Source organism: Mycobacterium sp. Dal123C01 (assembly GCF_052566995.1).
Genome location: NZ_CP199580.1, coordinates 4710965 through 4724785, shown reverse-complemented (window position 1 = coordinate 4724785; position 13821 = coordinate 4710965). Strand labels below are relative to the sequence as shown.

The window sequence follows — 13821 nt, the reverse complement described above, 5'->3', positions numbered from 1 at the left end:
CCGGCGGCCCCCGCGACGGTCCGTCGCCCGGCATCCAGCACCGCGCCGCGCAGAACCAAAACCGCAGGTAGAAGGCTTGATCTGGGTTGCCGCGGCGAATGTGCGACTAACGCCCAGGTACCGGATCCGGCCGCCGCCAGCGATGCCGAAGAATGCCGCCAGCGGCACGTGTCGGCGGGGTGCAAGCTGGGCATTTATCCCCTTAACCAGGGGGTCGGGTTAGATTTCGTCAGGAAGCGTGAGTACGGTCGTCTCCGCTGGGCTGAAGTGCCCGGCAGAGACACGATTATTGATCAGATACGGAGGAATCGTGGCCCTTCCCCAGTTGACCGACGAGCAGCGCGCGGCCGCGTTGGAGAAGGCGGCTGCCGCCCGCCGAGCACGAGCAGAGCTCAAAGACCGGCTCAAGCGCGGCGGCACCAACCTGACCCAGGTGCTCAAGGACGCCGAGACCAACGAAGTCCTTGGCAAGATGAAGGTGTCTGCGCTGCTCGAGGCGTTGCCGAAGGTAGGCAAGGTCAAGGCGCAGGAAATCATGACCGAGCTGGAAATCGCTCCGACCCGCCGCCTGCGTGGTCTCGGCGATCGCCAGCGCAAGGCCCTGCTGGAAAAGTTCGGCACTCCCTAACCCGACCTGCGACGATGCAGGCCGAATGGCCTGTCGGCGCAGCGACCCAGGGGCGCCAGTGAGCGCCGACGGGGAACCGGACATCGAGCACGCCGCACGCCCCGAGCCGGTAGGCAACGGGCGTGTGGTCGTGCTGTCCGGCCCCTCAGCGGTCGGCAAGTCAACAGTGGTCCGGTGCCTGCGAGAGCAGATACCGGACCTGCATTTCAGTGTCTCGGCCACCACGCGGGCGCCGCGGCCGGGCGAGGTCGACGGTGTCGACTATCACTTCGTCAGTCCCGCCCGGTTCCAGCAACTCATTGACGAGGGCGCCCTGCTGGAGTGGGCCGAGATCCACGGTGGGCTGCAGCGATCGGGCACCCTGGCGGCGCCGGTGCGGGCCGCCACCGCGTCGGGATTTCCGGTGCTCATCGAGGTGGACCTGGCCGGAGCCAGGGCGATCAAGAAGGCAATGCCGGAGGCCATGACCGTGTTTCTGGCACCGCCCAGCTGGGCCGATTTGCAGGCCAGGCTCGTCGGTCGCGGCACCGAAACGCCGGAGGCCATGGCGCGCCGCCTGGAGACCGCCCGGGTGGAACTGGAGGCCCAAGAGGACTTCGACCAGGTCGTGGTCAACAGCCAATTGGAGTCTGCGTGCGCCGAATTGGTATCCTTGCTGGTGGGAAACGCGCCTGGCTCGGCATGAGCCGACTCACCAGCTGCGATGAAGAATCAGAGTTTCTAGCTATTTCAACCGCTCTACGCGCCAGGAGAAAGTCTTAAGTGAGTATTCCGCAGTCTGATACGTCGCTGGCCGCCGTCGATCAATTCGATCCTTCGGCAGGCGGGCCGCGCACGTACGACACCCCGCTGGGCATCACCAACCCGCCCATCGACGAGTTGCTCGACCGTGTCTCGAGCAAGTACGCACTGGTCATCTACGCGGCCAAACGAGCTCGGCAAATCAACGATTACTACAACCAGCTCGGCGAGGGCATCCTCGAGTACGTCGGCCCGCTGGTCGAGCCCGGTCTGCAGGAAAAGCCGCTCTCGATCGCGATGCGTGAGATCCACGCCGACCTGCTCGAACACACCGAGGGCGAGTAACAGGACGGAGCCGGGCGGCTGTGATCGTCATGGAGAGCCTCTTCAACGAAGAAGGGCCGGCGTAGGTGGATCGCAAGCGGATCGTCGTCGGCGTCTCCGGGGGGATCGCCGCGTACAAGGCATGCACCGTCGTCCGGCAGCTCGCCGAGGCGGGCCATGACGTCCGCGTCATCCCCACCGAATCCGCGTTGCGCTTTGTCGGGGCCGCCACCTTCGAGGCGCTCTCCGGACAGCCGGTGCACACCGGCGTCTTCTCCGACGTTCCCGAGGTGCCGCATGTCCGGCTCGGCCAGCACGCCGACCTGGTGGTGGTGGCACCGGCCACCGCTGACCTGTTGGCCCGCGCGGTACACGGCCGCGCCGACGATCTGCTGACCGCCACGCTGCTCACCGCGCGATGTCCGGTGCTGTTCGCGCCGGCGATGCACACCGAGATGTGGTTACACCCGGCCACCGTCGACAATGTGGCCACATTGCGGCGCCGGGGCGCTGTCGTGCTGGAACCCGCGTTCGGACGGCTCACCGGCGCGGACAGCGGCAAAGGCAGGCTGCCCGAGGCCGAAGAGATCACCACCCTTGCTCACCTGCTGCTGGAGCGCTCCGACGCGCTGCCCTACGACCTGGCCGGCCGCAAGGTGCTGGTGACCGCGGGTGGTACCCGCGAGCCGATCGATCCGGTTCGCTTCATCGGCAACCGCAGCTCGGGCAAGCAGGGCTATGCCGTCGCGCGGGTCGCCGCGCAACGCGGCGCCGAGGTCATGCTGATCGCCGGCCATACGGCCGGGCTCATCGACCCCGCCGGCGTCGAAGTGGTGCAGATCAGTTCTGCGCAGCAACTCGCCGACGCGGTATCCAAGCACGCTCCCGACGTCGACGTACTGGTGATGGCGGCCGCGGTTGCCGACTTCCGGCCCGCGCAGGTTGCCGCCGCGAAGATCAAAAAAGGCCCTGGCGATCAGGACGAGCCGCCACTGATCACATTGGTGCGCAACGACGACGTGCTGGCCGGCGCGGTACGTGGGCGAGCGCACGGCGAGCTGCCCAACATGCGGGCGATTGTGGGTTTCGCCGCCGAGACCGGCGACGCCAACGGCGATGTGCTGTTCCACGCCCGGGCGAAGTTGCGCCGCAAGGGATGTGACCTGTTAGTCGTCAACGCTGTTGGCGATGGCAGGGCGTTCGAGGTGGACAACAACGACGGCTGGCTGCTGGCGTCCGACGGGACCGAATCGGCGCTCCAGCCCGGTTCTAAGACGCTGATGGCCAGTCGCATCGTCGACGCGATCGTCACGTTCCTGCACGGTGATAACGGATAGCGCCAGGTTGCAATCGCCCGGTTGAGCCGGTTGAGTTGAAGGCGTTTAAAATAATTTGCCTAACTAACATTAGTCAGCACGAAAGGATCACAGAGTGAGCGAAAAGGGTCGGCTGTTTACCAGTGAGTCGGTGACCGAGGGGCATCCCGACAAGATCTGCGACGCGATCAGCGACTCGGTCCTCGACGCGCTTCTGGCGGAGGATCCCCGCTCACGTGTCGCGGTCGAAACGCTGGTCACCACCGGGCAGGTGCACGTGGTCGGCGAGGTCACGACAACCGCCAAATCGGCGTTCGCCGACATCACCAACACGGTGCGCGAGCGCATCCTCGACATCGGCTACGACTCGTCGGACAAGGGCTTCGACGGGCTGACGTGCGGTGTGAACATTGGCATCGGCGCGCAGTCGCCCGACATCGCCCAGGGCGTCGACACCGCCCACGAGACCCGCGTCGAGGGCGCCGCGGACCCGCTGGACGCCCAGGGCGCCGGCGACCAGGGCCTGATGTTCGGCTACGCGATCAACGACACCCCGGAGCGGATGCCGCTGCCCATCGCGCTGGCCCACCGGCTGTCGCGGAAGCTGACCGAGGTCCGCAAGAACGGCACGCTGCCCTACCTGCGCCCCGACGGCAAGACGCAGGTCACCATCGCCTACGAGGACGACGTTCCGGTCCGCCTGGACACCGTGGTCGTCTCCACCCAGCACGCAGACGGTATCGACCTGGTGAACACGCTGGACCCCGACATTCGGGAGCACGTGCTCAAGACCGTGCTCGAGGAACTGGCCCACGACACCCTGGACTCGTCGTCGACGCGCGTGCTGGTCAACCCGACCGGAAAGTTCGTCCTGGGTGGCCCGATGGGTGACGCCGGCCTGACCGGCCGCAAGATCATCGTCGACACGTACGGCGGCTGGGCCCGCCACGGTGGCGGCGCCTTCTCCGGCAAGGATCCGTCCAAGGTGGACCGGTCGGCGGCGTACGCGATGCGCTGGGTGGCCAAGAACATCGTCGCCGCCGGGCTGGCTGAGCGGGTCGAGGTGCAGGTCGCCTACGCGATCGGCAAGGCGGCACCGGTCGGTCTGTTCATCGAGACGTTCGGCACCGCGACGGTCGACCCGGTCAAGATCGAGAAGATCGTCCCCGAGGTATTCGACCTGCGGCCCGGTGCGATCATTCGTGACCTGGACCTGCTGCGCCCGATCTACGCGCAGACCGCCGCGTACGGGCACTTCGGCCGCACCGACATCGAGCTGCCGTGGGAGCAGCTGGACAAGGTCGACGACCTCAAGCGCGCCATCTAGCCGTTCGGCGCCTCTGCGCGTTCGACGCTGGGGGGCAGTGGGTGGTCGGCGTCCAGCGCGGGCAGTCCGTCGATGCTGTGCTGATTGCGACCGACGGCGCGCACGTAGGTGTCGTCGGTCGCTTTGGCGTGGTAGGTGTCGAGCACCGGCCGTTCATCGACGAGGTCGTAGTACGGCACCGCGTATCCGCAGGCGTCGGCGATCCGCTCGACATCGATGACGATGGCGGCCCGGACGCCGGCATGCTGGTCCCCGAAATGCGCTAGCAGACCAGGGAATTCGGCGTCGTCCGGGCGCACCGCACGCCCGGTGCCGAACAATCGCAGGATCCGCGAGTTTCGGGTGAACGAGCAGAACATCAGGGTGATCCGGCCGTTGTCGCGCAGGTGTGCGATTGTTTCCGCGCCGCTGCCGAACAGGTCGAGATACGCGACGGTGTGATCGTCGAGTACGGCGAAGGTGTCTTGGTAGCCCTTGGGGGAGAGGTTAATTCGCCCGCCCTCAGATGGCGCGGTAGCTACGAAGAACATGGCCTGCTGGCCGATGAACTCTCGCAGCGACGCGTCGATAGACGAAAACTCCTTCGACATCCCTCGACCCTAGCGTTTGGCAGCTAGCCGATGAATCGATAGTCGTCGAGGTCGAAACGACGACTACGCCAGTAGGCCTCCAACGTGGTGGTGGGACGTATCGGCACGTCACCGTTCTTGTCGAAGTAGTAGCTGTTGGCCAGTCGGCAACTGTCCTGCCAGAAGATCTGACGGTGCCGCTTGCGCATCATCTCGGCGAAGTAGCGACTGTTGGCCGTTTCGGTCACCTCGACACGCGCCGCGCCGTTGCGCCGGGCCCGCTTCAGGCACCGCACGATGTGGTGGGTCTGCGTCTCGATCAGCGCGAAGTACGAAGAGCCGACGTAGCCGTACGGACCCATGATGCTGAACATGTTCGGGAATCCCGGCACGCTGACACCCTCATAGGCCTGCAGCCGGTGCTCGTCCCAGAACTCGGTCAGCGTTGTGCCGCCGCTTCCGGCGATCGCAAAGGTCGGCATGGTGTCGGCGTCCATCACCTTGAAACCGGTCGCCAGCACCAGCACATCGATCTCGTGGTGCTCGCCGTCGGTGGTGGCCACCGCCTCGGGGGTGATCTTCTCGATCGGCTCGGTGACCAGCCGCACGTTGTCGCGGTTGAACGTGGCCAGGTAACCGTTGTGAAAACCGGGCCGCTTGCATCCCACGGCGTACCGCGGAGTGAGTTGCTCGCGCACGTCCGGGTCATCGACCTGCTGACGCAGATAACGGCGACCGACGTGCCCCATCCGCTTGGCCAGCGGGATCACCGTGAAGTACTGCGCGGCGATCGTGAAGCTCAACTCGACGAACGCCTGACTGAGCAGTCGCTGGACGGCCGCGACGCCGGGAAGCCGCATTGCCCAGCGCAGCCGCGCCGGCAGCGGGACGTCGAATTTAGGGAAGCACCAGATCGGGGTGCGCTGAAATACGGTGAGCTGGGCGGCAATTGGCGCGATTTCCGGGATCACCTGCACGGCCGAGGCGCCGGTGCCGATGATGGCGACGCGCTTGCCGGTCAGGTCCTGGCTGTGATCCCAGCGCGCGGTGTGCATGGTGAGGCCGTCGAAGGAGTCCACGCCGTCGATGTCGGGCAGGTTCGGCACGGTGAGCACGCCGCTGGCGCTGATCAGGAATCTGGCCGTGACCACGCCGCCCGGATCCGTCTGCACTCGCCACACCGCGTGCTCGTCGTCGAACTCGGCGGAAAGGACCTTGGTGTTGAACCGGATCCGCGATCGGATGCCATATTTGTCGACGCAGTGTTCGGCGTAGGCCTTCAGCTCCCGGCCCGGCGCGTAGGTGCGTGACCATTGCCGACTCTGCTCGAAGGAGAATTGATAGGAGAACGACGGAATATCTACGGCGATACCGGGATAGGTGTTCCAGTGCCAGGTGCCACCCACTCCGTCGCCGGCTTCGATCACCAGGTAATCGGAAAGTCCCGCCTGGTCGAGCTTGATGGCGGCGCCGATGCCGGAGAATCCGGCACCGACGATCAGGGTGTGATAGTCGGGGTGCTCTTTCGTCTCCGGGCTCATCGACTGCCAGCCTAGGGGTGCAACGCCTTCCGCAGCGCCCGAAGTCCGCGCTCGGTGGCCTCCGCGGCAGCGGGGATCACCATGGCGAAGCTGGCGTAGGCGTGCACCATGGTGGGCTCGTTGCTCAGTTCGACGGGTACACCCGCGGCGCTGAGCAGTTCCGCGTAGCGCGCCCCGTCGTCACGCAACGGATCGTGTTCGGCCGTCCCGATGTAGGCGGGCGGCAAACCGGACAGGTCGGCGGCGTTGGCCGGGGCCAGGGTGACGGGCAGCGTCTTGGGGTCGCCGTCGATGTCGACCCCGGGCAGATACCAGGCCAGGAATGCCTCGATCACTTCACGGTCCAGCACCGGTGCGACGGCGTTCTCGGTGTGCGAGGGCAGCGACAGGTCAGCGGTGGTGACCGGATACCACAGCAGCTGGAATGCCAGCGCCGGCCCGCCGTTGTCGCGGGCCAGCAGTGCCACGACCGCCGCGAGGTTCCCGCCGGCGGAGTCACCGGCGACGGCGATACGGCTCGGGTCACCGCCCAGTTCGGCGGCATGCTCGCCGACCCATTGCAACGCGGCCCAGCTGTCGTTCACGCCGGCCGGAAAAGGGTGTTCGGGGGCGAGGCGGTAGTCGACGGACACCAGGATGGCCTCGGCGCCGAGCGCGTGCGCACGGGCGACCGGGTCGTGGGTCTCCAGATCGCCCAGGCAGAAACCGCCGCCGTGGTAGAAGACGACAACGGGCGGGGGCGCCTCGGGGTCCGGCGGCCAGTAGATCCGGACCGGGATGTCGGTGAGGTCGCCGTGGCTGATCGTGCGGTCTTCGATGCGCAGCGGCGGCAGCAATTCCTCCGGCACCTTGAGCTGGCGCAATCGGGTGCGGGCAAGCTCGACGCCGTCGTCCGCATCGAATTTCATGGTGAAGGCGTCCAGCAACGCCTTGAAGGTCGGATCGATGCCTGGTCGGGCCTGGGGTGGCTCAATCATTCGTCCACCGTACCCCCGGTGTTTACCTGTGCAGCGCATTCCTTAGCGCTGCGAGCCCCCGGTCGGATCCGGCCGTGGCGGCCGGCACCACGCCCGCATAGCCGAGGTAGCCGTGCACCATTGTCTCGGCGTTGTGCACCTCGGTGGGCACGCCCGCGGCGGCCAGCAGCTTGCCGTAGCCGATGCCGTCGTCGCGCAGCGGGTCGTAACCGGCGACGCCGATATAGGCCGGCGGCAGGTCGGCCAAGTTCTTCGCCCGCCCCGGCGCCATTCCCGCAGGCGGGTCGGACAAGTTGACATCGCCTGCGTACCAACGGGAAAACTGCGCGATGGCCCTCGTGTCAAGAATCGGCGCGGTCGCATTCTCGGCGAAGGACGGCAGCGACTCGTCCCACAAGACGGAGGGATACCACAACAGCTGGAAGAGGATCGGCGGTCCGCCCTCGTCGCGGGCCTGCTGGGCGACCGCCGCGGCGATGTTGCCGCCCGCCGAATCCCCGGCGACGGCCATCCGCGCGGTGTCCGCACCGAGCCCGGCGCCGTGCTCGGCGACCCACCGCGTCGCGGCCCAAGCATCTTCGACGGCAGCGGGATACGGGTGCTCGGGCGCCAGCCGGTAATCGACGGACACCACGATCGCGTCGGCGCCCACCGCATGCTGGCGGGCGGTGCCGTCGTGGGTGTCGAGATCGCCGATGACGAACCCGCCGCCGTGGAAGTACACCACGACAGGCGCCGCGCCGTCGCCGGAACCTGTTGGCGGCCAATAGATCCGGATGCCAATGGAACCAGCCGGCCCCTCGATGGTCCGGTCCTCGACGCGCAGTTCGGGGTGCAGCGGCCGGCGCGGCAGATCGCGGAACCGCTGGCGCGCAGCGTCGATACCGTCGTCGGTGGATAGCCGGAACGGAACCGCGTCGAGTACCTTCAGCAGAATGGGGTCGATAGGAGGTTTCTCGTCGGCTTTGTCAAAGCTGGGCATGCAGGTACCGTACGCACCCCGCGTGGTAGCCGGTGCCTGGGTGGCGGCCGGCTGGGCGGGCATCGCCTACGGCGTCTACTTGACCGTGATTGCCGTGCGTTCCCCGCCGGGAATGGAGCTCACCGGACATTGGATTCTGCAGCCGCCGTTCAAGGCGTTGATGGCGTTGCTGCTGACGGTTGCCGCGTTCGCGCACCCCATCGTCAGCGAGCGGCGCTGGTTGATGCCCGCGCTACTGCTGTCGGCCACCGGCGACTGGCTCTTGGCGATCCCGTGGTGGACCATGTCATTTGTCTTGGGGCTGGCGGCATTTCTGTCGGCGCACCTGTGTTTCATCGGCGCGCTGCTCCCGTTAGTGGTCAAAGAGGCGCTGTCGCGGGCCCGCATCGTCACCATCGTGGTGGTGTGCCTGGCCGCGATCGCGTTGCTGGTGTGGATCTGGCCTCACTTGGGTCATGACAACTTGACCATCCCGGTCACCGTTTACGTCGTCGTGCTGACCGCGATGGTGTGTACGGCGCTGGCGGCGCAGCTGCCGACGATCTGGGTGCCGGCGGGGGCGCTGTGTTTCATGGCATCGGACACGATGATCGCGCTCAGCCGGTTCATCCTGGGCCACGAGGCGTTGGCGGTGCCGATCTGGTGGCTGTACGCCGCGGCCCTGATCCTGATCACGGCGGGATTCTTCTTCGGTCGAGACGAAGCCGGCGACGCCCCTGACAATGGCCCCGAACCTGCCCAAGGCTGACTGTCGGTGGTCGCCGCTATCGTGTGGCCACGGACGGTAACCATGTTGGCTGGCAACGTATTTCGTGACTCGAGGGTGCTGTGAGCGGAACCGCGCGCACGCCCGTCGAGGTGGAACCGATCGCCCGGGTGCTGCCGATGCTGTCGGTGCCGCACCTGGATCGTGAGTTCGACTACCTGGTGTCGGCCGAGCAATCCGACGACGCCCAGCCGGGGGTGCGGGTGCGGGTCCGGTTTCACGGCCGCCTGGTCGACGGGTTTGTGCTGGAGCGCCGCAACGACACCGACCACGCCGGCAAGCTGGGCTGGCTCGATCGCGTCGTGTCGGCCGAACCGGTGTTCACCCCGGAAATTCGCCGACTGGTGGACGCCGTGGCGGCGCGTTACGCGGGAACGCGTCCGGACGTGTTGCGGCTGGCGGTCCCGGCCCGGCACGCCAGGGTGGAGCGGGAATCCACGGCACTCCCGCCGCTGCCGACCCCCGCACCGGTCGACCCGTCCTGTTGGGAGGTGTACAGCCGCGGCGAGCAGTTCCTGTCCGCCCTGGCCGAGTCACGTGCCGCGCGGGCCGTGTGGCAGGCGCTGCCGGGCGAGCAGTGGGCGGACCGCTTCGCGGAGGCCGCCGCGCAGACGCTCCGCGCCGGGCGCGCGGCGCTGGCGATCGTGCCCGATCAGCGGGATCTGGACATGCTGTGGCTGGCCGTGACCGCCCGGGTCGACGAGGACAGCGTGGTGGCGCTGTCGGCGGGGCTGGGGCCGGCGGCGCGCTACCGGCGTTGGCTGGCGGCGCTGCGGGGCAGGGCGCGATTGGTGATCGGTACCCGCAGTGCGGTTTTCGCGCCGCTGGACGACCTGGGACTGGTCATGGTCTGGTCGGATGCCGACGACAGCCTGGCCGAGCCGCGGGCGCCCTACCCGCATGCTCGCGAGGTGGCGATGCTGCGCGCGCATCAGGCCCGGTGCGCGGCGCTGATCGGCGGCTACTCCCGCACCGCCGAGGCCCACGCGCTGGTGCGCAGCGGTTGGGCCCAGGACATCGTCGCGACGCGGCCCGTGGTGCGGGCCCGCACGCCGCGGGTGGTCGCCCTCGACGACACCGGCTACGCCGACGAGCGTGACCCGGCGGCCCGCTCCGCGCGGATTCCGTCGATCGCGCTGCGCGCCGCCCGCTCGTCGCTGGAGGCCGGGGCGCCGGTGCTGGTCCAGGTGCCGCGCCGCGGCTACGTGCCGTCGCTGGCCTGCGGGCGTTGCCGCGCGATCGCCCGCTGCCGGCACTGCACCGGTCCAATGTCGCTGCAAGAGCAGGGACCCGGGGCGGTGTGCCGGTGGTGCGGACGTGCCGAACCGGCGCTGCGCTGCGTCCGGTGCGGGTCGGATGCGGTACGCGCGGTGGTGGTCGGGGCCCGGCGCACCGCCGAGGAGCTGGGCCGCGCGTTCGCCGGCACGCAGGTCATCACCTCGGCGGGTGATGCGATCGTGGCCGAGGTCGCCGCGCACCCGGCCCTGGTGGTCGCGACGCCGGGTGCCGAACCCCGCGCCGACGGCGGGTATGGCGCGGCGCTGCTGCTGGACACCTGGGCACTGCTGGGCCGCCAGGATCTGCGCGCCGCCGAGGACGCGCTGTGGCGCTGGATGTCCGCCGCGGCGCTGGTGCGGGCCCGCGGCGACGGCGGTGTGGTCACCGTGATCGCCGACTCGACCATCCCGACGGTGCAATCGCTGATCCGATGGGATCCGGTGGGGCATGCGGAGGCTGAGCTGGCGGCTCGCGGTGAGGTCGGCCTGCCGCCCAGCGTGCACATGGCGGCCATCGACGGCAGCGCCGACGCGGTCGCCGCGTTGCTCGACGAGGCCCACTTGCCCGACGGCGCCGAGCAGCTCGGCCCGGTCGATCTGCCGCCGGGCGTGCGCCGACCGCCCGGAACCCCGGCTGGCGTGCCGGTGATCAGGATGCTGGTACGGATACCCCGCGAGCAGGGCCTAGAGCTGGCGGGGAGCCTGCGCCGCGGCGTCGGCGTGCTCAGCGCTCGGCAATCTCACGAGCCGGTGCGGGTGCAGATCGACCCGCTGCAGATCGGCTAGAGCGATCTCGTCGCACGTTCAATTCTGTTGCACGGATGTGCTTTTCATCTACCGGCCGGCCACGTCCAGGTTGTGTTCCCCGCGATGACGAGCTTGGAGCCGGCGAAGTCTTTGCACTGGATCTGCAGAGTCTGGCGATACGGATGGTCGCAGAACGCCGACCTCAGCTCGGCCTGCTTGTTCGTATCGGAGGCAGGGACATTGATGGTCGTACCCGGCGCATCGGCCAGCGCTCGGACGTTGTTGCCGCTGGTGACACCGCATGCGGCAATCCGGGTGTCGCCGGGAATGCAGACCAGATGGACTAGCGGGGCGGGAATGGAATCCATATCTTCGAGGAGCGTCGAGACCTGCCACGTCTGCGTACCCCCCTGCTGGGCCGGCTGGCTGCCCGCGAAGCTGGTGATCACCCCTTGGCCGATCGCGATCGTTATTTGGAAGTTCTTGCCCAGCGGAATGACCTTGGCCTGCGGGAGCTTGTCCGCCGGCACCTTGTTGTAGTCCCTGGCGTTCTCGTAGCCGGTGATATTGAGAGCGGTGCTGGTCAAATTCCAGATGTCGTAGGTTTGCGTCCTGCTGTCGGCCGAGGCCACCGCTGGAAGCGCGACGACCGTGGCCGAGAGTGCCAACCCGACAGCGGCGGCGAAGGCGGCCGTCTTGCCTGGGCCGAATCGCCGCGGTGCCGTGGTCGCAAATCTCATGGTGAAGGGCCTTTCGGTTGCGACGTGTCTCTTCTCGCGCCGTTTGCCGAAGACCTTATAACCGTGTGGGCCAATACGTCTCATCAACCGACTCGGGATTTCGCCAGCCGGTGCGGATGGGGTCAGATGGACCCGCTGCACGTCGACTAGATCCGCTGTGGCGAAGCGTCATGGACAGGGCTGATCTGAATCAATTCTGTTGCACAGCTGCATTTTTCACCGCACCGAGGCCGGGGTTTCGGACCTTCGTTGTAAGACCGCGAACTCGTGAGATGGGATCGCAGGTTCATCGCACGCGATCAGAGGTCCTGGCCGCAAAACCGCTCCTGACAGCAATTTGCCGTTCCGCCGCGCGGATCGCCGCCTGCAGCGATAGTGTTCATGAGAAATAGTCCCTTCCTACGATATTCGTGGCTGGGGACCGAGTGAGGGGGGCCTGGATGGCTATGGAGAACGCGATGGAAGCCGGCGAGTCGCTGGACGTCATCACCGATGCGCTGCTCACTGCGTCCCGGTTGCTGATGAGCATATCGGCTCGGTCGATCGCGCAGGTCGACGAGACCATCACGATGGCGCAGTTCCGGACTCTGGTGATCCTGTCCAACCGGGGTCCGGTCAACCTGGCCACGCTCGCCAATCTGCTGGGTGTGCAACCGTCGGCCACCGGACGGATGGTCGACCGGCTCGTCGCCGCCGGACTGATCGACCGGCTGCCGCACCCGACGTCCCGGCGTGAGCTGATCGCCGCGCTGACCAAGCGGGGACGCGAGGCGGTGCGGCGGGTCACCGCCTATCGGCGCGCGGAAATCGCCGCCATCGTGGAGAAGATGCCGGTGGCGGAGCGGCACGGGCTGGTGCGGGCTCTGACGGCCTTCACCGCGGCCGGCGGAGAGCCCGACGCCAACCTGGAGATCGATCTGTAAGGCTCACCGTTTTTCGGCGGTGAGCAGCAGGTATTCCCACCGCATGGTGCCGTCGGCCAGGTATTCCTCGGCGAGTTCGACGAGTTGCGCGTCGAGTTCGGCGGCCAGCACGCGGTTGTGGCCGATGTTCGCGTAGGCCTCGATCGTCGGGCCGTAGTGATTCTTGAAGTAGTCGTGAACGGCCGTGGCACAGTCGAATCGGTCGACTTCCAGCATGCCCCGCGCCGTTGTGACATGACCGATTCGATCTCCTAACAGCCCGGCGGCGTAGCCTGCACGGCCCCACAACGCCGCCGGCGGTATGGCAGGCGAGAGGCTGGGCCGGTATGGCCTGATGGCGGCCAGCATTCGGCCGAAGAATCCTTCCGGGGTCCAGCTGATCACTCCGATCGTCCCGCCGGGCCGGCAGACCCGCACCAGTTCACGGGCCGCGAGTTGATGGTCTGGCGCGAACTGCACGCCGATCGCCGACATCACGATGTCGAACTCACCGTCACCGAACGGCAGCGCTTGCGCGTTGGCCTCCCGGTAGTCCAGCGTCAACCCTTGTGCTGCGGCCCGCGCCCGGGATCGTTGCAGCAGCTCCGGGGTGAGGTCGGTGGACACCACGGTGGCCCCCGTCCTGGCGGCGGGAAGGGAGATGTTGCCCGAGCCGGCGGCCACATCGAGTACTCGAATGCCGGATCCGATTCCGGTGGCGGAGACCAGGATTGGCCCCAGGGGGGCCATTACTTCCTCGGCCATCAGCGCGTAGTCTCCCAGCGCCCATAACGCCCGATGTGTGGCGGCCTGCGTGTGGTCGCTGTGGATGGCGGTGTCGAGAGTCATCAAACCTCCTGGAGAATGTCGCCGAAGCGCAGCAACCATGCCAATAGAAATAGTACGCAATGGCAATAATATATGTCTGCAACATTGGTGTTAGCTGTACGCGGGTTGAAAGCCGGCTGGGAGCACGGACGCTAG

General features: G+C 67.4%; 14 protein-coding genes. 8 read left to right on the top strand and 6 right to left on the bottom strand.

All coding sequences use genetic code 11. The features are described from left to right. Positions 1-310 precede the first annotated feature (310 nt). The 5 genes from mihF (at position 311) to metK (ending at position 4336) form a co-directional block, all read left to right on the top strand. Entirely contained in the window at positions 311-628 is a 318-nt protein-coding gene (gene mihF, locus ACTXG5_RS22070; RefSeq protein ID WP_445160816.1) for an integration host factor, actinobacterial type, read from the top strand. Between the two features lie 124 nt (positions 629-752). Then, positions 753-1313: a guanylate kinase gene (gmk, locus tag ACTXG5_RS22065; protein ID WP_445164541.1), complete on the top strand. Its 561-nt coding sequence runs from the start codon at positions 753-755 to the stop codon at positions 1311-1313. A 77-nt stretch (positions 1314-1390) separates the two neighbouring features. Then, complete coding sequence (gene rpoZ, locus ACTXG5_RS22060; RefSeq protein ID WP_313864163.1) at positions 1391-1714, top strand: DNA-directed RNA polymerase subunit omega; 324 nt, start codon at positions 1391-1393, stop codon at positions 1712-1714. A gap of 65 nt (positions 1715-1779) precedes the next feature. Then, entirely contained in the window at positions 1780-3030 is a 1251-nt protein-coding gene (gene coaBC, locus ACTXG5_RS22055; RefSeq protein ID WP_445160815.1) for a bifunctional phosphopantothenoylcysteine decarboxylase/phosphopantothenate--cysteine ligase CoaBC, read from the top strand. 94 nt (positions 3031-3124) lie between these two features. Further along, positions 3125-4336, top strand: coding sequence for a methionine adenosyltransferase (gene metK / locus ACTXG5_RS22050; RefSeq protein ID WP_445160814.1), 1212 nt, complete (start codon positions 3125-3127; stop codon positions 4334-4336). Here the strand turns inward: metK and ACTXG5_RS22045 are convergent. The 4 genes from ACTXG5_RS22045 to ACTXG5_RS22030 are packed head-to-tail and all read right to left on the bottom strand — an operon-like array spanning position 4333 to position 8405. Then, on the bottom strand, positions 4333-4926 hold the full coding sequence (locus tag ACTXG5_RS22045; protein WP_445160813.1) for a pyridoxamine 5'-phosphate oxidase family protein: 594 nt from the start codon (positions 4924-4926) through the stop codon (positions 4333-4335). The genes metK and ACTXG5_RS22045 overlap by 4 nt on opposite strands. Positions 4927-4949: 23 nt before the next feature. Beyond that, positions 4950-6446 carry a flavin-containing monooxygenase gene (locus ACTXG5_RS22040; protein WP_445160812.1) on the bottom strand — a complete coding sequence of 499 codons (1497 nt, stop codon included), beginning with the start codon at positions 6444-6446 and terminating at the stop codon, positions 4950-4952. Positions 6447-6457: 11 nt separating this feature from the next. Then, positions 6458-7423, bottom strand: coding sequence for an alpha/beta hydrolase (locus ACTXG5_RS22035; protein ID WP_445160811.1), 966 nt, complete (start codon positions 7421-7423; stop codon positions 6458-6460). A 22-nt stretch (positions 7424-7445) separates the two neighbouring features. Further along, positions 7446-8405: an alpha/beta hydrolase gene (locus tag ACTXG5_RS22030; RefSeq protein WP_445160810.1), complete on the bottom strand. Its 960-nt coding sequence runs from the start codon at positions 8403-8405 to the stop codon at positions 7446-7448. Here ACTXG5_RS22030 and ACTXG5_RS22025 point away from each other — a divergent pair. Together ACTXG5_RS22025 and ACTXG5_RS22020 are read left to right on the top strand one after the other, a co-directional pair. After that, positions 8404-9153 carry a lysoplasmalogenase gene (locus ACTXG5_RS22025; RefSeq protein WP_445160809.1) on the top strand — a complete coding sequence of 250 codons (750 nt, stop codon included), beginning with the start codon at positions 8404-8406 and terminating at the stop codon, positions 9151-9153. The two genes, ACTXG5_RS22030 and ACTXG5_RS22025, sit on opposite strands and share 2 nt — an antisense overlap. An 80-nt stretch (positions 9154-9233) precedes the next feature. Beyond that, complete coding sequence (locus tag ACTXG5_RS22020) at positions 9234-11234, top strand: primosomal protein N' (protein WP_445160808.1); 2001 nt, start codon at positions 9234-9236, stop codon at positions 11232-11234. Between the two features lie 44 nt (positions 11235-11278). Here ACTXG5_RS22020 and ACTXG5_RS22015 read toward each other — a convergent pair whose 3' ends face one another. Continuing rightward, on the bottom strand, positions 11279-11935 hold the full coding sequence (locus tag ACTXG5_RS22015) for a hypothetical protein (protein WP_445160807.1): 657 nt from the start codon (positions 11933-11935) through the stop codon (positions 11279-11281). A 440-nt stretch (positions 11936-12375) separates the two neighbouring features. Between ACTXG5_RS22015 and ACTXG5_RS22010 the strand changes: the two genes are divergently transcribed. Next, positions 12376-12858: a MarR family winged helix-turn-helix transcriptional regulator gene (locus ACTXG5_RS22010; protein WP_445160806.1), complete on the top strand. Its 483-nt coding sequence runs from the start codon at positions 12376-12378 to the stop codon at positions 12856-12858. A gap of 3 nt (positions 12859-12861) precedes the next feature. Here the strand turns inward: ACTXG5_RS22010 and ACTXG5_RS22005 are convergent, their stop codons facing one another. After that, complete coding sequence (locus ACTXG5_RS22005; RefSeq protein ID WP_445160805.1) at positions 12862-13686, bottom strand: class I SAM-dependent methyltransferase; 825 nt, start codon at positions 13684-13686, stop codon at positions 12862-12864. Between the last annotated feature and the right edge of the window lie 135 nt (positions 13687-13821).